The 19,060-nt window shown below is 71.6% G+C and carries 19 protein-coding genes; 6 read left to right on the top strand and 13 right to left on the bottom strand.

All coding sequences use genetic code 11. The annotated features are described in order from the left end of the window. Nucleotides 1-132: 132 nt before the first annotated feature. Entirely contained in the window at nt 133-792 is a 660-nt protein-coding gene (locus tag EXE59_RS09555; protein WP_246056673.1) for an O-methyltransferase, read from the top strand. Between the two features lie 31 nt (nt 793-823). On the opposite strand, the gene EXE59_RS09550 is transcribed toward EXE59_RS09555, so the two are convergent. From EXE59_RS09550 to EXE59_RS09540, 3 genes are read right to left on the bottom strand one after another with little or no spacing between them, the layout of a single operon-like run. Continuing rightward, nucleotides 824-1,162: a hypothetical protein gene (locus EXE59_RS09550; protein WP_135838695.1), complete on the bottom strand. Its 339-nt coding sequence runs from the start codon at nt 1,160-1,162 to the stop codon at nt 824-826. After that, the gene (locus EXE59_RS09545; RefSeq protein WP_246056670.1) at nt 1,162-2,703 is read right to left on the bottom strand and encodes a leucyl aminopeptidase family protein; all 1,542 of its coding nucleotides are present in this window, start codon (nt 2,701-2,703) and stop codon (nt 1,162-1,164) included. Before EXE59_RS09545 ends, EXE59_RS09550 begins: the two co-directional genes overlap by 1 nt. A gap of 2 nt (nt 2,704-2,705) precedes the next feature. Next, nucleotides 2,706-2,873, bottom strand: a complete 168-nt coding sequence (locus EXE59_RS09540) for a DUF3117 domain-containing protein (RefSeq protein ID WP_129456930.1) — start codon at nt 2,871-2,873, stop codon at nt 2,706-2,708. 178 nt (nt 2,874-3,051) lie between these two features. Here EXE59_RS09540 and EXE59_RS09535 point away from each other — a divergent pair, with 178 nt between their 5' ends. After that, nucleotides 3,052-3,873 (top strand): enoyl-CoA hydratase/isomerase family protein, encoded by an 822-nt coding sequence (locus tag EXE59_RS09535; RefSeq protein WP_135838693.1) that lies wholly within the window; start codon nt 3,052-3,054, stop codon nt 3,871-3,873. A 10-nt stretch (nt 3,874-3,883) separates the two neighbouring features. Here EXE59_RS09535 and EXE59_RS09530 read toward each other — a convergent pair whose 3' ends face one another. The 7 genes from EXE59_RS09530 to EXE59_RS09500 all read right to left on the bottom strand — a co-directional run bounded on the left by EXE59_RS09530 (nt 3,884) and on the right by EXE59_RS09500 (nt 12,023). After that, nucleotides 3,884-4,648: a M14 family zinc carboxypeptidase gene (locus EXE59_RS09530; RefSeq protein ID WP_135838692.1), complete on the bottom strand. Its 765-nt coding sequence runs from the start codon at nt 4,646-4,648 to the stop codon at nt 3,884-3,886. After that, nucleotides 4,648-5,070 carry a hypothetical protein gene (locus tag EXE59_RS09525; RefSeq protein WP_135838691.1) on the bottom strand — a complete coding sequence of 141 codons (423 nt, stop codon included), beginning with the start codon at nt 5,068-5,070 and terminating at the stop codon, nt 4,648-4,650. Before EXE59_RS09525 ends, EXE59_RS09530 begins: the two co-directional genes overlap by 1 nt. Before the next feature lie 16 nt (nt 5,071-5,086). Beyond that, complete coding sequence (locus EXE59_RS09520; protein ID WP_246056668.1) at nt 5,087-5,416, bottom strand: DivIVA domain-containing protein; 330 nt, start codon at nt 5,414-5,416, stop codon at nt 5,087-5,089. Beyond that, nucleotides 5,413-6,168, bottom strand: coding sequence for an LOG family protein (locus EXE59_RS09515; RefSeq protein ID WP_135838690.1), 756 nt, complete (start codon nt 6,166-6,168; stop codon nt 5,413-5,415). Before EXE59_RS09515 ends, EXE59_RS09520 begins: the two co-directional genes overlap by 4 nt. Further along, complete coding sequence (dapE, locus tag EXE59_RS09510) at nt 6,165-7,223, bottom strand: succinyl-diaminopimelate desuccinylase (RefSeq protein ID WP_135838689.1); 1,059 nt, start codon at nt 7,221-7,223, stop codon at nt 6,165-6,167. The genes EXE59_RS09515 and dapE overlap by 4 nt, the downstream gene beginning before the upstream one ends. A gap of 38 nt (nt 7,224-7,261) precedes the next feature. Beyond that, nucleotides 7,262-10,465, bottom strand: coding sequence for an isoleucine--tRNA ligase (ileS, locus tag EXE59_RS09505; RefSeq protein WP_135838688.1), 3,204 nt, complete (start codon nt 10,463-10,465; stop codon nt 7,262-7,264). Between the two features lie 520 nt (nt 10,466-10,985). Beyond that, on the bottom strand, nt 10,986-12,023 hold the full coding sequence (locus EXE59_RS09500; protein ID WP_135838687.1) for a hypothetical protein: 1,038 nt from the start codon (nt 12,021-12,023) through the stop codon (nt 10,986-10,988). A gap of 284 nt (nt 12,024-12,307) precedes the next feature. On the opposite strand from EXE59_RS09500, the gene EXE59_RS09495 reads away from it, so the two are divergent. Genes EXE59_RS09495 through EXE59_RS25000 form a run of 3 tightly spaced genes read left to right on the top strand, consistent with a single transcriptional unit; the run spans nt 12,308 to nt 14,808 of the window. Next, nucleotides 12,308-12,853 (top strand): DinB family protein, encoded by a 546-nt coding sequence (locus tag EXE59_RS09495; RefSeq protein ID WP_168218468.1) that lies wholly within the window; start codon nt 12,308-12,310, stop codon nt 12,851-12,853. A 42-nt stretch (nt 12,854-12,895) separates the two neighbouring features. Then, nucleotides 12,896-13,837 (top strand): 2,3,4,5-tetrahydropyridine-2,6-dicarboxylate N-succinyltransferase, encoded by a 942-nt coding sequence (gene dapD, locus EXE59_RS09490; RefSeq protein WP_135838686.1) that lies wholly within the window; start codon nt 12,896-12,898, stop codon nt 13,835-13,837. Nucleotides 13,838-13,839: 2 nt separating this feature from the next. Then, a complete protein-coding gene (locus tag EXE59_RS25000; protein WP_135838685.1) occupies nt 13,840-14,808 on the top strand; it encodes a VldE C-terminal domain-containing protein in 969 nt (322 codons plus the stop codon). Between the two features lie 30 nt (nt 14,809-14,838). On the opposite strand, the gene dapC is transcribed toward EXE59_RS25000, so the two are convergent. Beyond that, complete coding sequence (dapC, locus tag EXE59_RS09480) at nt 14,839-15,990, bottom strand: succinyldiaminopimelate transaminase (protein ID WP_281280303.1); 1,152 nt, start codon at nt 15,988-15,990, stop codon at nt 14,839-14,841. Next, nucleotides 15,987-16,313, bottom strand: a complete 327-nt coding sequence (gene fdxA, locus EXE59_RS09475) for a ferredoxin (RefSeq protein WP_056604759.1) — start codon at nt 16,311-16,313, stop codon at nt 15,987-15,989. Before fdxA ends, dapC begins: the two co-directional genes overlap by 4 nt. Nucleotides 16,314-16,379: 66 nt before the next feature. Here fdxA and EXE59_RS09470 point away from each other — a divergent pair, with 66 nt between their 5' ends. Then, entirely contained in the window at nt 16,380-17,297 is a 918-nt protein-coding gene (locus tag EXE59_RS09470; protein WP_135838684.1) for a GNAT family N-acetyltransferase, read from the top strand. A gap of 10 nt (nt 17,298-17,307) precedes the next feature. Here the strand turns inward: EXE59_RS09470 and EXE59_RS09465 are convergent, their stop codons facing one another. Continuing rightward, nucleotides 17,308-19,059, bottom strand: a complete 1,752-nt coding sequence (locus tag EXE59_RS09465) for a VanW family protein (protein ID WP_135838683.1) — start codon at nt 19,057-19,059, stop codon at nt 17,308-17,310. Nucleotide 19,060: the final 1 nt, after the last annotated feature.

Below are 19,060 nucleotides of genomic sequence, written 5' to 3'. Positions count from 1 at the left end.
CGCCTGAGAGTTCCCTGTGAACCACATGCGCTCCGGCCAAGAAAGGCCCGACCGGATCACACCACCCAACGAGCGAGGGGGCCGGTGTGTTCCCGGCCACGTGCAGGGTGCGCCGCGCGATAGAGTCGCCGCGTGCCGAACCACACCCCGCCGATCAAGCCCGCGAGCTGGTCCTACGCCGAGTCGTTCGTGGCCGAGGACGACATCCTGGCCGCCGCCCGCAGTCGCGCCGACGAGGTCGGCGTGGCCCCGGTGGGGTCCGGTGTCGGAGCGGCCCTGCGCTTCCTCGCCTCGGTCCTCGACGCCCGAGCGGTCGTCGAGATCGGCACCGGCACCGGCGTGTCCGGGCTCTGGTTGCTCCGCGGCATGCGCGCGGACGGGGTGCTCACCACCGTCGACATCGAGGCCGAGCACCAGCGGCTGGCCAAGGAGACCTTCACCGAGGCGGGCATCCCCGGCAACCGCGCCCGGACGATCGCCGGCGCCGGGCTCGACGTCCTGCCGCGCCTCACCGACGGTCACTACGACCTCGTGTTCTGCGACGGCGACAAGCGCGAGTACGCCGCCTACCTCAAGGAGGCGCTGCGGCTCCTGCGCCCGGGCGGGATCGTGGCCTTCGACAACGCACTGTGGCACGACCGGGTGGCCGACCCCGCGCAGCGCGACGAGGAGACCGTCACGATCCGCGACCTCGGTCGCACGATCCTCGAGCACGAGGCGCTCGTGCCGGTGCTGCTCCCCGTCGGCGACGGCCTGCTGGCCGCCAAGAAGGAGTGGGCCCCCGAGACCTGACCGCGAACGGGCACGTCGTGCCCGTCACGGATCAGAAGTGGGAGGCGGCCACGAAGCCGTCCCAGCCCTCGGCGATCGCCACGACGTCGCACGCCTCGACGAGGATCGGCGGGCTGCCGATGATCTGCGACCCGGGCGACTCGGCTGCACCCTCGGTGAAGGTCCGCTGGAACTCCTCGCGCGCCGCGCTGGTGGCGAAGACGTAGCAGCCCTCGAACCACTCGCCCGGCACCTGTCGCCACGTCTTGAACCGCAGGCCGGACATGCCGGTGAACCGGGCGTGGGACGTCTCGGCGACGTACGCCGCGAGCCGCTGCTCGACGCCGTCCGGGGCGTCGGCGAGGGACCAGCGGACGGTGAGGCCGAGCATCAGGCGATCCCGGCCAGCGGGTCGTCGGAGCCGAGCCAGGACAGCAGCAGGCGCGGACCCCAGCCGCTGGGGCCGGCGGTCCACTCGAAGCGGTCGGCCGGGGACTCGGCGGCCGAGGCGAAGTCGACGTGGGCCCACGGCACGTCGCCGGCGAAGTGCTGGAGGAAGAGCGCGGCGGTGATCGCGCCCGCGCCGCCCGCGGCGTTGTCGCCGTCGGCGATCTTGGAGGCGACCTTCTCCTCGTAGTCGGTGACCAGCGGCATCCGCCAGGCGCTCTCGCCGGACGCGGCCGCAGCGGCCTCGACCTGCTCGGCCATGCCCTCGTGGTTGGCGAAGTAGCCGCCGGTCCACTGGCCGAGCGCCACCTTCATGGCGCCGGTGAGGGTGGCGATGTCGAGCAGCGCGGCGGGCTCCACCTCGCTGACGGCGTAGGCCATCGCGTCGGCGAGCACCAGACGCCCCTCGGCGTCGGTGTTGTTGACCTCGGACGTGCGGCCGCCGAAGTGGGTGATCACGTCGCCCGGACGCATCGCCGAGCCGCTCACCGAGTTCTCCGCGGCCGGGACCAGCCCGACCACGCGGACCGGGCAGTCGACGTCGCGGAGTGCGGCCATGGCCGCGATGACCGCGCCGCCTCCGCTCATGTCGCGCTTCATCGTCAGCATGCCCTCGCTGGGCTTGATGTCGAGTCCGCCGCTGTCGAAGGTGATGCCCTTGCCGACGAGCACGACGGTCGGCAGCTTCCTGGACGACGACCTCGTGGCACCGCGCGGGGTGTAGTCCATCCGGATGAGGCGCGGCTCGTTGACCGAGCCGCCGCCCACGGCGAGGATCCCGCCGAAGCCCTCGGCCGCGAGCTGCGCGGCGTCCCAGACCTTCACCTCCAGGCCGGCGGCCTCGCCGACCTCGACGGCCTGCTCGGCCAGCCAGCTCGGCGTCTTGAGGTTGGCCGGGACGGTGGCGAGGGCGCGCGAGCGCCAGCCGGCGCCACCGAGCGCGAGGGCGCGGGCGAGCTCGTCGTCGGCGCCGTCCGTGCTGACTCCGCCCAGCACGATCCGCGCGACCGGCTGCTCCTTGGGACCGGTGGAACGCCAGTGGAAGGCGAACGAGCCGAGCATCGCACCCACGACGAGGGCCGCGAGGCCGTCGTCGGGAGCGATCGCCGCCAGCGACGTGGCGACGCTGGCCCGGTCCTTCGTCGCGCGGGCCAACGAGGCCCCGGCGCGTCGGAAGTCGGCGACGGCCGCCTCGCCCACGCCGACGAGGAGCACGAGCCCCGGCCCGTCGGACGCGGTGCCCACGGGGACCGTGGTCACCTCACCCGTACGACCGGTCGCGCGGGCTGCCTCGAGAGCGGCCAGCAGGTCGACCTCGAGTGACTCGGCGGCCTCATCGGCACCGGGGCCCAGGAGCGGCCCGTCCTCGTCGGGGAGGACGGGGAACGCCCACACCTCCGCACCACCGATCTGGTGCGGCAGCGCGGGACTGAGGGCGAACTCGGGTGGAGAGACCTGTGTCGGCAGCGCGGCAGTGGTGGGCACGATCAGCCGGTGACACCCTTGAGGGCGTCACCGAGGGCCGTGGCCTCCTCGGCGTTGAGCTCGACGACCAGCCGGCCACCGCCCTCGAGCGGGACGCGCATGACGATGCCGCGTCCCTCCTTGGTGACCTCGAGGGGTCCGTCGCCCGTGCGGGGCTTCATGGCGGCCATCGGCGCACCTCTTCCTGTTCAGCCATCACTGGATGTGGCTCTTCACATGCGAAACGAGGCGGCGGAGTCGTGCTGGCCACCTCGATCGGCGTCGTACGACGTCCATTATCCCCCATGACCCGCGTGATCGGCACCACAGGGCGGACTGACGCGGATGTTCGTCGGGCAGACTGCCGCCATGACCACCCCGCATGCCGAGTCCAGCCCCGAGTCCAGCCCCGTCCTGCTCCACGTCGAGGACGCCGTCGCGACGATCACCCTCAACCGTCCCGAGGCGATGAACGGCCTCGACGTGGCCACCAAGGAGCTGCTGCGCGACACGGTGCACCAGGTGGCCGACGACCCGGACGTACGGTGCGTCGTTCTGACCGGCAGCGGTCGCGCGTTCTGCGTGGGCCAGGACCTCAAGGAGCACCTGGCCGGGCTGAAGGGCGAGGTGGACGTGCCGCTGTCCGAGACCGTCGAGCTGCACTACAACCCGACCGTGCTGGCCCTCGCCACCATGGCGAAGCCGGTCATCGCCGCCGTCAACGGGATCGCGGCCGGCGCCGGCGCGAGCCTCGCCTTCGCTGCGGACTTCCGGATCCTGGTCGACTCGGCGGGCTACAACACCTCCTTCGCCGGGGTGGCCCTCTCGTGCGACACCGGCTCGAGCTGGACCCTGCCGCGCCTCGTGGGCCGCGCGAAGGCGATGGAGCTGCTCTACTTCCCGCGCACCATCGACGCCGCGGAGGCGCTCGAGCTGGGGCTGGCCACGCAGGTCGTGACGGCCGAGGAGCTCCCGCAGGCGGTCGGGACGCTCGCCGCGCGGCTCGCGGCCGGGCCGACCGTCGCGTTCGGCTCGATCCGACAGGCGGTGGCGTACGCCTCCGCGCACCCGCTCGAGGAGTCGCTGGCCTTCGAGGCCGACAAGATGGCGCTCACCGGCGGCACCGCCGACCACCTCGCCGCGGTCGACGCCTTCATGGCCAAGGAGAAGCCGGTCTTCACCGGCCGCTGACCGCCTCCGGTCAGCCGCCGCGCGTGCGGTGCGCGCCCAGCACGCCGAGGAGCTGGCGGGGCGCCTGGACCGTCATCCGGTGGCGCGAGGGGCGCGCGCCGTACTCGATCGTCAGCGCCGACCCGTCGAAGCGGTGGTTGAACCACATCGTCATCGTGCCGTGGCACAGCCCGCCGCAGTCCAGCCTGGTGCGCGGCAGCCGGAGGGCTCGTGCGAGGCGCCGCGCGAAGCCCGGCTCCTTGGTGTCGGTGTCGATGCCGTGCAGCGGCTGGTGGAAGCTCAGCACCCGGCGCGGGTCGATCTCCTCGAGGAAGCGCATGACGGCGCGCGTCTCGGGCTCGCTGGCGGGCCGGGGGCCCGACTCGTAGCGGCCGTCGAGGTCCTTCCAGCGGTGCGGGAAGTTGCGGTTGAGGTCGACGCCGCGCGCGTTGCGACGGGTGCCGCGGGCGAGACCGTCGGGGTTGTAGGTAGGCATCACCCAGAGGTCGACGCCGCGGATCACCCGGCCGTCGCGGAGGGTCTCCAGGATCCGGCGGGTGTGCGGCTCGTCGCCGTGCATGGTGGAGATGAGCACGATCCGCCGCTTGCCCGGCTCGCCGAGGCGCCAGGCGCGGATCGGGCGGCCCTTGACGGAGTGGCCGATCGTGCGGACCTCGACGACTGCGGGCCGGTCGGGGGACGCCGCGGCACCGGCCGTCGCCGTCGCGGGGGCCGCCGCCCACGTGCCCGCGAGCAGGGCGAGCACGACGGCGCACGCGCCGAGGACGCGCGTCATCAGACGGCGGCGGTGAGGTAGGCGTACGTGAACACGAGCACGCCGACGACCATGCCGAGGTGGGCGAGCAGGGACAGGCCGGGGCCGTCGCTCCAGCTGTCGCCGGCCGCCTCGGGGACGTGGCGCCCCTTGGCCGGCAGCCAGCGGGCCAGGATCAGCAGCCCGCAGATGGCGGTCAGCCACCAGAAGGCGACGGCCGCGATGCCGACCACCGGACCGCCGATGAGGGTGTCCTCTGGGAACAGCAGCACACCGAGCCACAGGACGAGGGCGATCATCCCTGCCACGAAGTGGGTGAGGGGGAGCCGGCGGCTGATCGAGAACCGGCCGGCCGCACCGTCGCCGCTGAGGCGCAGCCGGGTCAGCACGATCGCCACGGCGGCGAGGGCCGTGAGGATCCAGACGACGACAGGGAACGACATGACGCGGCAGTCTGCCCTAGTCGCGCGGGGGCTCGCCAGACGAGCCGGGCTGCACGTGCGTGCCGGGAGGGGCGGGCGGGCCGGGAGGGGCGGGCGGGTCGCCGCGGTCCTCGAGCTCGGTGGCCAGCCGCGCGAGCAGGGCGTCGACGTCGGACATCCGATAGCCGCGCAGCGCCAGCGGGAACCGTACGGTGCGCAGGTCCTGCGCCCCGATCGGGCGGTCCGTGGGGAGCACGACGTCGGGACGGTCGTCGTAGGCCGGGGGCATCGAGCCGCCGCGACCGGAGGCGATCATCGCGACCCCGCCCATCGCGAGGACGACGAGGACGGCGAACAGCCACATCATTCGGGACGCTCCGGGCGCGGGGTGGGCCAGCGGTCCTCGCGGGCGGCGACCATCAGCGCCACGGCCTCGTCGAGGTCGTCGGTGAGCACCATCATGTCGAGGTCGGCGGCGTTGATCTTGCCCTCGGCGAGCACGGTGCCGCGCAACCAGTCGAGCAGCCCCTGCCAGTAGGCGGTGCCGATGAGCACGATCGGGAACGAGGTGACCTTCTGCGTCTGCACCAGCGTCAGGGCCTCGAAGAGCTCGTCGAAGGTGCCCAGGCCGCCGGGCAGCACGACGAAGCCCTGGGAGTACTTGACGAACATGGTCTTGCGGGCGAAGAAGTAGCGGAAGTTGATGCCCTTGTCGACCCACTGGTTGAGGCCGGACTCGAAGGGCAGCTCGATGCCCAGCCCGACGCTCACTCCCCCGGCCTCGCAGGCGCCCTTGTTGGCGGCCTCCATCGCGCCCGGGCCGCCGCCGGTGATGACCGCGAAGCCGGCCTCGGCCAGCTTGCGGCCGGCCTGCTCACCGATCGCGTAGAACGGGTGGTCGGCGGGGGTGCGCGCGGAGCCGAAGACCGCGATCGCGGGTCCCAGCTCGGCGAGCGCGCCGAAACCCTCGACGAACTCGGCCTGGATGCGCATCACGCGCCACGGGTCCTCGTGCACCCAGTCGGTGGGCCCTCGGGAGTCGAGCAGGCGCTGGTCCGTCGTGCCCGGCTCGACCTGGCCGCGCCGCTCGAGGATCGGCCCCTTGTAGCGGTCCTTCATGCGAGCCAGTCCTTCAGGAGGCGCTCGCAGCGCTCGATGTGCTCGGTGGGGACGTGCTCGTCCTGCTTGTGGGCGAACATCGGGTCACCGGGGCCGAAGTTGACCGCGGGGATCCCCAGCTTGGTGAACTGCGCGACGTCGGTCCAGCCGAACTTCGGCGCGACCTCTCCCCCGACGGCCTGGACGAACGCCTTGGCGGCTGGCCGGTCGAGGCCGGGCAGTGCGCCGGCGGCCATGTCGGTCACCGTCACGTCGTAGCCGTCGAAGAACTCGCGGACGTACGCCTCGGCGTCGGTCTCGCTGCGGTCGGGGGCGAAGCGGAAGTTGACCTCGACGACGCACTCGTCGGGGATCACGTTGCCGGCGACGCCGCCGCGGATGCCGGTGGCGTTGAGCCCCTCGTGGTAGGTCAGGCCGTCGATCTCGGGCTGGCGCGCGACGTAGTCGTTGAGGCGGTCGAGCACCGGCCCGGCGAGGTGGATGGCGTTGACGCCCTTCCAGCTGCGGGCGCTGTGCGAGCGCTCGCCCGTGGTGCGTACGTCGACGCGCATCGTGCCCTGGCAGCCGGCCTCGACCGACGCGTTGCTGGGCTCCATCAGGATCGCGAAGTCGGCCCGCAGGAGGTCGGGGTCGCTGACGGTGAGCTTGCGCAGCCCGTTGTGGACCGAGTCGACCTCCTCGGCCTCGTAGAAGACGAAGGTCAGGTCACGGTTGGGAGCGGAGAGGTCGGCGGCGAGCTTGAGCATGACCGCGTCGCCGCCCTTCATGTCGCAGCTGCCGAGGCCGTGCAGGATGCCGCCCTCGAGGCGGGAGGGCAGGTTGTCGTTGAGCGGCACGGTGTCGAGGTGCCCGGCGATCACGACCCGCTCGCCGCGCCCCAGGTCCGTACGTGCGACGACCGTGTGACCCCGGCGGGTGACGGTGAGGTGGGGCAGGGCGCCCAGCGCGGCCTCGACCGCGTCGGCGATCTCCTGCTCCTCGTGGCTGACGGAGAAGGTGTCGACGAGCTGCTGGGTGAGGGTGACGACGTCGGCGGACAGGTCGAGGTGGGCCATGGCCCCATCCAACCAGCCCGCCGACCAGTCACCTGCGATCAGGCGCGGCTCACACGTACGCCGACCTCGGCCGCGTCGGCGTACGACACCGCGGTGGCGAGCGTCTCCTCGGCGATCAGGGCCTCGTGGGTCCGTGCGGCGACGAGCGTCTCCTCGGGTCCGTCGATCGTCAGCGAGATGCGGTCGCTGACCTGGAGCCCCGCGTCCTTGCGCGCCTGCTGGACCGCGCGCACGAAGTCGCGGGCGGTGCCCTCGGCCTCGAGCTCGGGCGTCACGGCGGTGTCGAGCACGACGAAGCCGCCGCGCGGGAGCATGCCGATCGCCGTGTCGTCGTCGGAGGTGCCGGCGACGGTCTCGAGGGCGTACTCCCCCTCGACCAGCGCGAGGCCGCCCGCGGTGACGGTGCCGTCCTCGGCGACCGACCAGTCACCCGACTTCGAGCCCTTGATCGCGAGCTGGACGTCCTTGCCGAGCCGCGGTCCTGCGGCGCGGGCGTTGACGGTGAGGCGCTGCGAGACGCCGTACGACTCCGCCTCGGGCGCGTCGGCCGCGAGGAGGGTGACGGCCTTGAGGTTGAGCTCGTCGGCGACCAGCGACTCGAAGCCGCTGAGGTCGGCGTCGCTCACGACCGTCAGCCCGGACAGCGGCAGGCGGTTGCGGAGGTTGGCGGCCTTGCGCAGCGCGGAGCCCGCCGAGCAGACGTCGCGGACGGTGTCCATCGCTGCCACCAGCGCGTCGTCCGCAGGGAGGTCGTCGGCGGACGGCCAGTCGGTGAGGTGCACCGAGCGCTCGCCGGTCAGGCCGCGCCAGACCTCCTCGGTCGTCAGCGGCATCAGCGGTGCGGTGACGCGGCAGACCACCTCCAGCACGGTGTGCAGCGTGTCGAACGCGTCGGCGTCCTCGCCCCAGAACCGCTCGCGCGAGCGCCGGATGTACCAGTTGGTCAGCACGTCGAGGAAGCCGCGCGTCGAGTCGCACGCGGCGGCGACCTCGTAGTTGTCGAGCTGGTCGGTCATCGCGGCGACGTAGTCGCGCAGCTTGGCCAGGATGTAGCGGTCCATCGGGTGGGCGCTGTCGGTGCGCCAGTCGGCGTCGTGGCCCTGACCGTCCTTGGCGGCGTTGGCGTAGAGGCTGAAGAAGGACCAGCTGTTCCACAACGGGATCAGCACCTGCCGCACCGAGTCGCGGATGCCCTGCTCGGTCACGACGAGGTTGCCGCCACGCAGGATCGGGCTCGACATGAGGAACCAGCGCATCGCGTCGGCGCCGTCGCGGTCGAAGACCTCGCGCACGTCGGGGTAGTTGCGCAGGGACTTCGACATCTTCTGGCCGTCGTTGCCGAGCACGATGCCGTGGCTCAGGCAGGTCGAGAACGCCGGGCGGTCGAAGATCGCGCCCGCCAGCACGTGCATCGTGTAGAACCAGCCGCGCGTCTGGCCGATGTACTCGACGATGAAGTCACCCGGGAAGTGGTGCTCGAACCAGTCCTTGTTGTCGAACGGGTAGTGCACCTGCGCGAAGCTCATCGAGCCGGAGTCGAACCAGACGTCGAGGACGTCGGTGACGCGGCGCATCGTGGACTTCCCGGTGGGGTCGTCGGGGTTCGGCCGGGTCAGCTCGTCGACGAACGGACGGTGGAGGTCGGGGTTGCCGTCCTTGTCGCGGGGCAGGGTGCCGAAGTCGCGCTCGATCTCCTCGAAGGAGCCGTACACGTCGACGCGCGGGTAGTGCTCGTCGTCGGACTTCCACACCGGGACGGGCGAGCCCCAGAAGCGGTTGCGGGTGATCGACCAGTCGCGGGCGTTCTCCAGCCACTTGCCGAACTGGCCGTCCTTGATGTGGTCGGGGACCCAGCGGATCTCCTGGTTGAGCGCCATCAGGCGCTCCTTGACCTTGGTCACCTCGACGAACCACGACGAGACGCCCTTGTAGATCAGCGGCTGCCGGCAGCGCCAGCAGTGCGGGTAGGAGTGGTCGTAGGTCTCGCGGCGCACGAGGACGGTGCCGGGGGTCACCGAGCCGACGTCACCGTCGCCCTTCGTGGCGGCCTTGAGGTGGTCGATGATCTGCAGGTTGGAGTCGAAGACCTGCATGCCCTCGTAGTCGGTGACCGGGAACGTGAAGCGGCCGTCCTTGCCGACCGGCATGACGGCCTCGATGCCCTCGCGGTCGGTGACGACCTTGTCGTCCTCACCGAAGGCGCCGGCGGTGTGCACCAGCCCGGTGCCGTCCGTGGTCGTGACGAACTCGGCGGGCACGAGGCGGAAGGCGCGCGCGTGGCCGGCGTAGTAGGAGAACGGCGGGGCGTACTCGAGGCCGACGAGGTCGGCGCCCGTCCCGCGCCAGGTGACCTCGGGGGTCTCGCCGAGATCGCGGGCGTACGACGCCAGCCGGGCCTCGGCGATGAGGTAGCGCTCCGGGCTGCCGGTCGGGCCGTCGGAGGTGACCACGACGTAGTCGATGTCCTCGCCGACCATGACGGCGAGGTTGGAGGGCAGGGTCCACGGCGTCGTCGTCCAGACGAGGACCTTGACGCCCTTGAACGGACCGTCGGTGGTGACGTCGTAGCCGACGGTCACGGCCGGGTCCTGCCGCATCTGGTAGACGTCGTCGTCCATCCGCAGCTCGTGGTTGGACAGCGGCGTCTCGTCCTGCCAGCAGTAGGGCAGGACGCGGAAGCCCTCGTACACGAGGCCCTTGTCGTGGAGCTGCTTGAAGGCCCAGATGACCGACTCCATGAACTCCGGGTTCATCGTGCGGTAGTCGTTGTCGAAGTCGACCCAGCGCGCCTGGCGGGTGACGTAGTCGCGCCACTCCCCGGTGTACTTCAGGACCGACTGGCGGCAGGCCTCGTTGAACTTCTCGATGCCCAGCTCAACGATCTCGTCGGTGGTCTTGATCCCGTTGAGGCGCATCGCCTCGAGCTCGGCGGGCAGGCCGTGGGTGTCCCAGCCGAAGCGGCGCTCGACGCGCTTGCCGCGCATCGTCTGGTAGCGAGGGATGAGGTCCTTGACGTAGCCGGTCAGCAGGTGCCCGTAGTGGGGCAGGCCGTTGGCGAAGGGCGGGCCGTCGTAGAAGACGAACTCGTTGGCCCCGTCCTCACCCGCGTCGCGCTGCTCGACGCTCGCGCGGAAGGTGTCGTCCTTCTCCCAGTACGCGAGCACCGCCTCCTCGATCTCGGGGAATCGGGGGCTGCTGGCCACGGTCGTGGCGTCGGTGTTGCTGACCTTGGGGTACGTCATGGCTCTCTCTCGCTGGTCGATGAAGGACGAAGTCCTGTCTCGAAACCCGCGAGGACGACCACCTCCGACGGAGGATGCCGCGGTACCACCTCGCTTGCCCGCCTCACCGCTGGTCGAGCAGGGACGAAGTCCCGTGTCGAAACCAACGTGCTGCGAACCGCTTCGTTCGGCTGTGTCGGGCCGTACCCGTCGGGGTCTAGTGAGGTGGCGGCCGGTTCGCCGTACCCGTTCTTCCCGAGGCTCGCCGCTGATGACGGCTCGAGCGCCTGCGGCGATCGTACGGCTCGCGCGCGAGGGCGCGCCAATCCATTGGGTGTCGGGGTCTGAAGGACGGCCGCGGGTTCGCGTGGTAGTCCAGTGGGAAGTGGCTGCCCTTCCGCCTCAGCTGGGGTAGTCCAGTGGGAAGTGGCTGCCCTTCCGCCTCATTCCGGACCATTCTCCACTGGACTATCCAATCGATGAGCCATTGCCAACTGGACTACCGCGAGAGCGACGCCGTACGAGTGCGTGACGTCAGGAGTCAGCCAGCCAACCGATACCGCAGGTAGCGCCGACGCTGGTCCGCGGTGAGGGCACGGCGTTGCTCGACTGTCGCGGTCGAGGTCCATCCCCGCGGAGGGGTGAGCGTCCACCTTCGGACGTCGTGCCGATCACGAGCCCGCCTCGCAGCCTGGTGCACCCTCCGAACGAATGCATCGAGGTCGGACCAGTCAGTGGCGAGCATCGTCACCGGTTCGAGCCCGAGGTCGCGGTACGCCGCCTCCTGGTCGCGGTCGAACGACGCGCCGACGAGCGTCAGGTGGTCGCGCCCGTTGTAGAGCCCGATGAGCCCGAGCCGCGGATCGACCAGGTCGGGGGTGCCGATGTGCCGGCCGTCGGAGGTGAAGACGGGTGCGTTGCATCGCGGCCTGGCCAGACCTGCCCGGCGCGTCCAGACACCTCGCATCTGCGACTCGCGCGGCGACCACGAGTTCTCGTCGGCCTCGGCCAATGCGTCACGCGCCTGCTGGATGCCCGTCACCGGACCGAGCTGCGCGACGTACGCGGACACCTCGGCGATGCTCACCAGGTCCGAGTAGCAGGCCATGTCGAGGGCCACGACGGCGTCGCCCAGGGTGGCCGCGCGGCGCATCTCGAAGGCCACCGACCTGACCGCGCGGGTGATGGGCAGGCCGTCGACGACCTCGATCTCCTCCGGGCTGAGGAACTCCTGGCTCACCGAGAATCCCGGTTGCGTCAGCAGGTGCCGCCTGGCAACCAGCGGCACGTCACGAGGTTCGACGCCGTTGGACGTGCCGTCGAACCACCGCGCCCCCAACCAGTCCAGCGCGGCCCATCCCGTGACCGCCTCGTCGTCGCCAAGGACCGCGCTCGCCTCGAGGGCTCGCTGCTGAGAGGTGACGGTCACGTCGGCCGGGACCACCAGCCCACGACTCGACGTACGCCACTTCCTCCCGCGGGCCTGGCCACGCGTCGGCCCCGCCCGGCCGGACGGGTCGACGGCCACAGGAAGGACCAACCCCGGGCGGCGTGGGTGGAAGGAGGTCGACGAGTACACGGGAATACGCTTCCCCGCGGAGCGGCCCTCGTGGTGGTCGTCCACAGGGCAGGTCGCCGACGGGCGGGCGCCGCCGCGGTCCGCGGGATAGTCCAGTGGGAAGTGGTTGACGTGTGGCGCCGCGGTCCGCCGGATAGTCCAGTGGAAAGTGGCTGGCTTCTGGTCCCCGACGCGACCGTTGTCCACTGGACTACCTCGGTGAGGAGCCAATACTCACTGGACTACCTCGGCGAGGAGCCAGAATCCACTGGACTGTCCCCGGTGGCGGACGGTTGGGTGATCCCATGGCGCACCCCGGTTATGACGGCATGTGGCTCCCGACCGACCAGGACCCGCGGATGCAGATGGGGCCGACGCGCGGCGAGCGGGAGTGCCTCCTCGGCTACCTCGAGCACTACCGCCAGACGCTGGCCCTCAAGTGTGACGGCCTCGACGCCGCTCAGCTGGCGACCAAGGCCGTGCCGCCGTCCAACATCTCGCTGCTCGGCCTGGTCCGGCACATGGCGCGGGTGGAGCAGAGCTGGTTCCGCCGGGTGATCGAGGCGCGGATGGACCTTCCGCGGCTGTTCCAGGACGAGGCCGAGGACGCGGGCTTCACGTTCCCCGACGCCGACGACGACCTGGTGCGTGCCAGCCACGCGCTGTGGCAGTCGGAGATCGCGTACGCCCGCGAGGTGCTGGACCGCACCGACCTCGACGCGATCGTCGACGTGCACGGCGAGCCGACCGAGGTGCGCGACATCGTGGTGCACATGATCGAGGAGTACGCCCGCCACTGCGGTCACGCCGACCTGGTGCGTGAGTGCATCGACGGCCGCGCCGGTCAGTAGCCACCACCCGGGTGGGTGGGGCGGCCTCCGTAGGCTGTCCCCGTGACCGCTGCTTCTGGCTACGCCCTGCTGACCATCCACGCCGGCTCTTCCGGCGACACCGTCCTCGACGCGTGGTTCCCCTCCCCCGTCCTCGGCGCGACCGAGGGCGACGCCCCGGCGGAGCTGACCGCGCTGGAGGGCGACGACGAGGTGCGCGGCGTACGCCGTGAGGTGCGCCTGGTCGAGATCGCCGACCTCGACGACGCCCCGGCCACCACGGAGGACGTGTGGCTGCGGCTGCACCTGCTCTCCACCCGGCTGGTCAGGCCGCACGGGCAGAACCTCGACGGGGTCTTCGGCCTGCTCACCAACGTCGTGTGGACCTCCGCCGGGCCGTGCGCCGTCGAGGGCTTCGAGGCGACCCGCGCCCGGCTCCGCGCGAGCGGGCAGCAGGTGACCGTCTTCGGCGTCGACAAGTTCCCCCGGATGGTCGACTACGTCCTGCCCACCGGCGTACGCATCGGCGATGCCGACCGCGTAAGGCTCGGCGCGCACCTCGCCGAGGGCACGACGGTCATGCACGAGGGCTTCGTGAACTTCAACGCCGGCACGCTCGGCACCTCGATGGTCGAGGGGCGCATCTCCGGCGGCGTCGTCGTCGGCGACGGTTCCGACGTCGGAGGCGGCGCCTCGATCATGGGCACCCTGTCGGGCGGCGGCAAGGAGGTCATCTCCATCGGTGAGCGTTGCCTGCTCGGCGCCAACGCCGGCATCGGCATCTCCCTCGGTGACGACTGCGTCGTCGAGGCCGGCTGCTACGTCACCGCCGGCACGAAGGTGACCGTGTCCGACATGGACGGCAAGCCGCGCGTGGTGAAGGCCGCCACGCTCTCGGGCGTCGACAACATCCTGTTCCGCCGCAACTCGGTCACGGGCGCCATCCAGGCAGTGCCGTGGAAGGGCGATGGCATCGCCCTCAACGCGGCGCTGCACGCCAACTAGCCGTGCCGTCCCTGCGTACGGCCGGGGTCGGCGCGGTGGTCGCCCTCGGCGCGGCGGCGACCGCGCTGGTGCTCGTCGACCGCGGCGGCGTGCCGCGGATCCTCGACACCAGCGGGTGCACCGCCGAGGTCGACGGCCACACCGTCGAGGTGGACCTCGAGCAGGCCGAGAACGCCGCACTCATCACGGCGATCTCGATCGAGCGCGGGATGCCGGCGCGGGCGGCGAGCATCGCCCTCGCCACGGCCTACCAGGAGTCGAAGCTCTACAACATCGACTACGGCGACCGCGACTCCGTCGGGCTGTTCCAGCAGCGTCCGTCGCAGGGCTGGGGCAGCGTCGAGCAGCTGATGGACCCGGCCTACTCGACCAACGCGTTCTTCGACGCGCTCCAGAAGGTGGACGGCTACGACTCGATGGAGATCACCGTCGCTGCCCAGGAGGTGCAGCGCTCGGCCTACCCCGACGCGTACGCCGACCACGAGCAGGACGGCCGCGTGCTGGCCTCCGCGCTGACGGGCAACTCACCCGGTGCGCTGTGGTGCGACGTGCCGGGCGACGCCGACGAGGCCAGCGACGAGATCGACGCGACCGGGCTCGTCGAGCGCGCCGCCAGGGTGCGCGAGGACCTCGAGGCGCGCTTCGGCACTCTGTCCCTCGGCGGCTTCGAGCCCGGCGGCGTGTCCAGCGGCCACATGGCGGGTTCGGCGCACTACGAGGGCCGGGCGGTCGACGTGTTCTTCCGGCCGGTCAGCGCCGAGAGCAAGAAGCGCGGCTGGGCGATGGCGTCCTACCTCGTCGCCAACGCCGACCGGCTCGCCGTCAGGACGATCATCTTCGACGACCGGATCTGGCGCGCCGGGTCCTGGGCGGGCGACGGGTGGCGCGACTACCGCGTCCCGTCCTCGGCGGGCGGCGACCGGGCGATCCTGGAGCACCGCGACCACGTGCACGTCGACGTCTTCGACTGACGTCCGGCCCGCAGGTCGCCGCGAGCGACGTCAGGCGGAGAGGCGCGCGACGGCGGCGGCGACGCGCTCGTCGGTCGCGGTGAAGGCGACGCGTACGTGCTGGCGCCCCGTGGGCCCGTAGAACTCGCCGGGCGCGACGAGGATCCCCTGCTGGGCGAGGTCGGCGACGGTCTGCCAGCAGTCCTCTCCTCTGGTCGCCCAGAGGTAGAGCGAGGCCTCGGAGTGGTCGATGCGGAAGCCCGCGGCCTCGAGCGCGCCGCGCAGGAGCGTACGGCGGGCGGCGTAGCGGGCGTGCTGCTCCTCGACGTGGGCGTCGTCGTCGAGCGCGGCGATCATCGCCCGCTGCTGCGGGCCGGGCATCTGGAGGCCGAGGTTCTTGCGGACGGCGAGCAGCTCGCCGACGAGGGCGGGGTCGCCCGCCAGGAAGGCACACCGGTAGCCAGCGAGGTTGGAGCGCTTGGAGAGCGAGTGGACCGCGAGGAGGCCGTCGAGTGAGCCGCCGTTGACCTCTGGGTCGAGGATCGAGAGCGGCGCGTCGCCCTCCCACGCGCACTCGATGTAGCACTCGTCGGAGACGAGGATCGTGCCGCGCTCGCGGCACCAGTCGACCACCTTGCGCAGGTGGTCGAGCGGCAGCACGCGACCGGTCGGGTTGGCCGGGCTGTTGAGCCAGAGCAGCCGCGGGGTGCGCGGACCGAACGCGGTGAGCGAGTCGGTGGCGAGGCTGTCGGCGCCTGCGAGCGCGGCACCGACTTCGTAGGTCGGGTAGGCCAGCGCGGGGTAGCCGACGAGGTCACCCGGACCGATGCCCAGGTGCAACGCCATGGAGGCGATGAGCTCCTTGGACCCGGTCACCGGGAGCACGCCGTCGAGCCCCAGCCCGGCCACGCCGTGGCGGCGGCCGAGCCAGTCGATCGCCGCCTGGCGGGTGGCCTCGAGCCCGATGGTGGTCGGGTAGCCCGGCGCGTCGGCCGCCGCCCGCAGCGCGTCCTGGACGACGGCGGGCGTGGGGTCGACGGGCGTGCCGACCGAGAGGTCGCAGACCCCGCCGGGGTGGGCACGCGCCGTCGCGGCGTACGTCGTCAGCTTGTCCCAGGGGAAGTCGGGGAGCCGGTGCGAGACCTTCCGGTGGTCTCGTGACGGTCGCCGCGCGACCTCCTCGACCAGCGGAAGGTCGGTCACTCGTCGTGCTCCTGCGGGGGCAGCGCGGCGACGAGCTCGTGGTCCTTGTCGATGACGCCCATCTTGGCGGCACCGCCGGGCGAACCGAGGTCGTCGAAGAAGTGAACGTTGGCGTCGTAGTAGCCCTTCCACTCCTCCGGGGTGTCGTCCTCGTAGAAGATCGCCTCGACCGGGCAGACGGGCTCGCAGGCGCCGCAGTCGACGCACTCGTCGGGGTGGATGTAGAGCATCCGCTTGCCCTCGTAGATGCAGTCGACGGGGCACTCGTCGACGCACGCGCGGTCCTTGAGGTCGACGCACGGCTGGGCGATGACGTAGGTCACCAGGTCCTCCTGAAGGCGGGTGGGCACGGATGGGGGAACGTGTCGCTTCACTCTAGTATCCGGCGGGTGCCCGACACGTCAGAACCCCACCCCGGCGAGACGACCGGCCGCCACGCGCTCGGACCGCACGTCGTCGGCCAGCGCGTCGTCGTACGCCATCTGCTGCCCGACGGCCGGGCCACCGACGTCCTGGGCACCTGCACGGCGTGGGGCACGGACTCGCTCACCGTCGACCGGGAGGGACACGGGCCGGTGCGGATCCCGTTGGCCGAGGTGGTCACCGGCAAGCCCGTGCCGCCGCGGGCGTCCGTGCGGGCCCGGGTGCCCGCGCGTGCTGCCGAGGACCACGGGCTCGGACTGTGGCCGGACATGGAGCGCGTGGACCTCGGCGCCTGGGTGCTCCGCGCACGCCCGGCAGCACCCGGTGACCGCCCCCGCAAGCGCGCCAACTCGGCCCTCGCGATGGGTGACGCCGGCATCCCGCTGACCCACGCGACCGACGAGGTGCACAAGTTCTACGACGCGCGCGGCCAGGTGCCGATGGTGCAGGTGGAGCAGCGCTCGAACCACGAGCGGTGGTTCCGCTCCCTGGGCTGGACACCCGTGGCTGGCGGCGATGCGCACTTCCAGGTCGCGCCGACGTCGCAGGCGCTGCGCGCGGCCGGCCCGGGCGTCGACGGGACCGAGCTCACCGAGACCGGCTCCTCGTGCGTCGTCGAGCTGGTCGACCAGACGGTCGTGGCGCGCGGCGAGGCGTACGTCGACGGGGACTGGGTCGGGCTGCACACCGTGGAGGTCGACCCCGCCCGCAGGCGTCAGGGACTCGGCACGGCCGTCATCGCCGACCTGCTCGACTGGGGAGCGTCACTCGGCGCGACGACCGCGTGGCTGCACGTCGAGGTCGACAACGCGGCCGCGCTCGCGACGTACGGACGCCTGGGCTTCGTCACGCACCACACCAACCGCTACCTCGTGGCGCGCTGACGCCGGAGGGCTATTCGTCGACGGCGTCGGGGTTGGTGCAGATGACCGTGTCGCTGGGGGTGTAGGTGGTGCTGAAGACCTCGTCCTCCCGGGTCTCGGTGTTCTCGCCGACCGGCCGGAAGTAGCGCACGACGTCGATGTCGAAGCCGCCGTAGCCCTCGTTGGGGTGGCAGGTGAGGTCGTCGATGCGCCGGGTCCTGGGCTTGGTGATGTTGTAGCGCTCGCCCGTGCTGGTCGTGATGTCCCAGTACTTGGTGGAGTACATCGTGACGGTCACCGCCCCCGACGACGACGGCGTCGAGCTCGTGAAGGAGGTGTCGATGAGAACGCCGTACGGGGTGTCGTTGGTGAAGCGCAGGTCGACCGCGCCCCAGGCCACGGTGGCCTCGCGGCCGACGGGGTAGCGGTCGATGTAGAACGAGTGCGGCTTGTGCTCGACGTCCTCGAGACCGGCGAAGAACATCGCGTTGAACAGGGTGGTGGCCATCTGGGAGACGCCGCCGCCGAGGTCCTGCACGAGGATGCCGTCGTTGATGACGTAGCCCTTGGTGAAGCCGTTGGCCTCGGTGCGCTCGCCGACGGTGTCGTTGAGCGAGAAGGTCTCCCCCGGCTTGAGCAGCGTGCCGTCGATGATCTCCGCCGCCCGGCCGATGTTGACGTTGCGGTACTCGGCGTAGGGGAAGTAGGTCGTGAAGGTCGAGACGCGCTCGCGGACCTGGAGCGCGCGGGCGTCCTTGGTCGTGAAGGCCGGCTTGGCGACCTGGGCGGAGAGCGCGAGCGTACGCTCACCCTGCGGCGCGGCGACAGCGCCGAGGAAGCCGGACTCGAGCTCGGCCGCGTCGAAGGTGACACCCGGCTTGGCGGGCACGACCTGCGGGGTGCCGTCGACGAGGGCCACGCTCGCGTCGACCGGGGCGCCCTGCGTGACCTTGCCGCCGACGACCTCGGTCAGCTTCGCGGCGTCCAGCGTCGCGACGAGCTCGCCGTCGGTAGGTGCGAGCGTGATGGCCGCGGTGTAGTCGGCGGGGAACAGCTTGACCTGGGACCCCTCGAAGGCGAGGGTCACCGGTGCGGCGACCGCCGGGGAGGCGAACTCGTCGAGCGCCTCCTGCACGTCGGCCGCGTCGATGGCCGGCTCGACCTTCACCATCTCGAGGGCGACCGGGTCGGGGCTCTCCTCGAGGAACGCGCCCTCGAGCGCGTCGAGGGTGTCGCTGGGGTCGAGGGCCTGACCCGTGCGGGCCTGCCTCGTCCTGATCTTGGCACCGTCGAACCTGATCGCGCCGTCGCGGGCCGTGGCGCCGTACTGCTCGTCGAGCCCAGCGAGGAACGCGTTGTAGGTGGTCTCGTCGACCTCCACCTCCGCCTCGAAGGTGTCGCCGCCGGTGAAGTAGTTCCAGAGCCGGACCGGGTCCCAGCTCCGCTCGCCGCCGGCCTCGGCGACGGAGGCGTCGTGGTCGACCGACAGACCCGCCCGGGCGGGGTCGATCGCCACCTGCTGACCCCCGATGGTCGTCGCGATGTCGCGGGCGACGCGGTCGGCGAGCCCGGCGCGCAACCGCTCGGCGGCCTCGCTCTGCGGGTGCCCGCCGATGCGGACGCCGGACACCGTCGTGTTGCGCGGGACCTTGTCCCCGGCGACGTAGTGCGCGGCGACGTAGAGACCGCCGAACAGCACGCCGAGCGCGAGGAGCAGCCACAGCACTACCTTGGCGCCCGCCTTCTCGCGGGGCTGCGCGGCACTGGTCTGGTTCTTCGGCACG

It is taken from the genome of Nocardioides eburneiflavus, from assembly GCF_004785795.1.
Classification (GTDB): Bacteria; Actinomycetota; Actinomycetes; order Propionibacteriales; family Nocardioidaceae; genus Nocardioides; species Nocardioides eburneiflavus.
The sequence above is the reverse complement of the archived record's forward strand: the minus strand, read 5'-3'. Positions and strand labels throughout refer to the sequence as shown.

What these genes read in the sequence shown, in the direction of transcription:
- EXE59_RS09515 (WP_135838690.1), bottom strand. Translation starts at nt 6,168, where the DNA reads ATGAAGGACCGCTACAAGGGGCCGATCCTCGAGCGGCGCGGCCAGGTC.
- EXE59_RS09550 (WP_135838695.1), bottom strand. Translation starts at nt 1,162, where the DNA reads ATGCTCGGCCTCACCGTCCGCTGGTCCCTCGCCGACGCCCCGGACGGC.
- dapE (WP_135838689.1), bottom strand. Translation starts at nt 7,223, where the DNA reads ATGGCCCACCTCGACCTGTCCGCCGACGTCGTCACCCTCACCCAGCAG.
- EXE59_RS09530 (WP_135838692.1), bottom strand. Translation starts at nt 4,648, where the DNA reads ATGACGCGCGTCCTCGGCGCGTGCGCCGTCGTGCTCGCCCTGCTCGCG.
- EXE59_RS09520 (WP_246056668.1), bottom strand. Translation starts at nt 5,416, where the DNA reads ATGATGTGGCTGTTCGCCGTCCTCGTCGTCCTCGCGATGGGCGGGGTC.
- EXE59_RS09525 (WP_135838691.1), bottom strand. Translation starts at nt 5,070, where the DNA reads ATGTCGTTCCCTGTCGTCGTCTGGATCCTCACGGCCCTCGCCGCCGTG.
- EXE59_RS09495 (WP_168218468.1), top strand. Translation starts at nt 12,308, where the DNA reads ATGGCGCACCCCGGTTATGACGGCATGTGGCTCCCGACCGACCAGGAC.
- EXE59_RS09540 (WP_129456930.1), bottom strand. Translation starts at nt 2,873, where the DNA reads ATGGCCGCCATGAAGCCCCGCACGGGCGACGGACCCCTCGAGGTCACC.
- EXE59_RS09535 (WP_135838693.1), top strand. Translation starts at nt 3,052, where the DNA reads ATGACCACCCCGCATGCCGAGTCCAGCCCCGAGTCCAGCCCCGTCCTG.
- ileS (WP_135838688.1), bottom strand. Translation starts at nt 10,465, where the DNA reads ATGACGTACCCCAAGGTCAGCAACACCGACGCCACGACCGTGGCCAGC.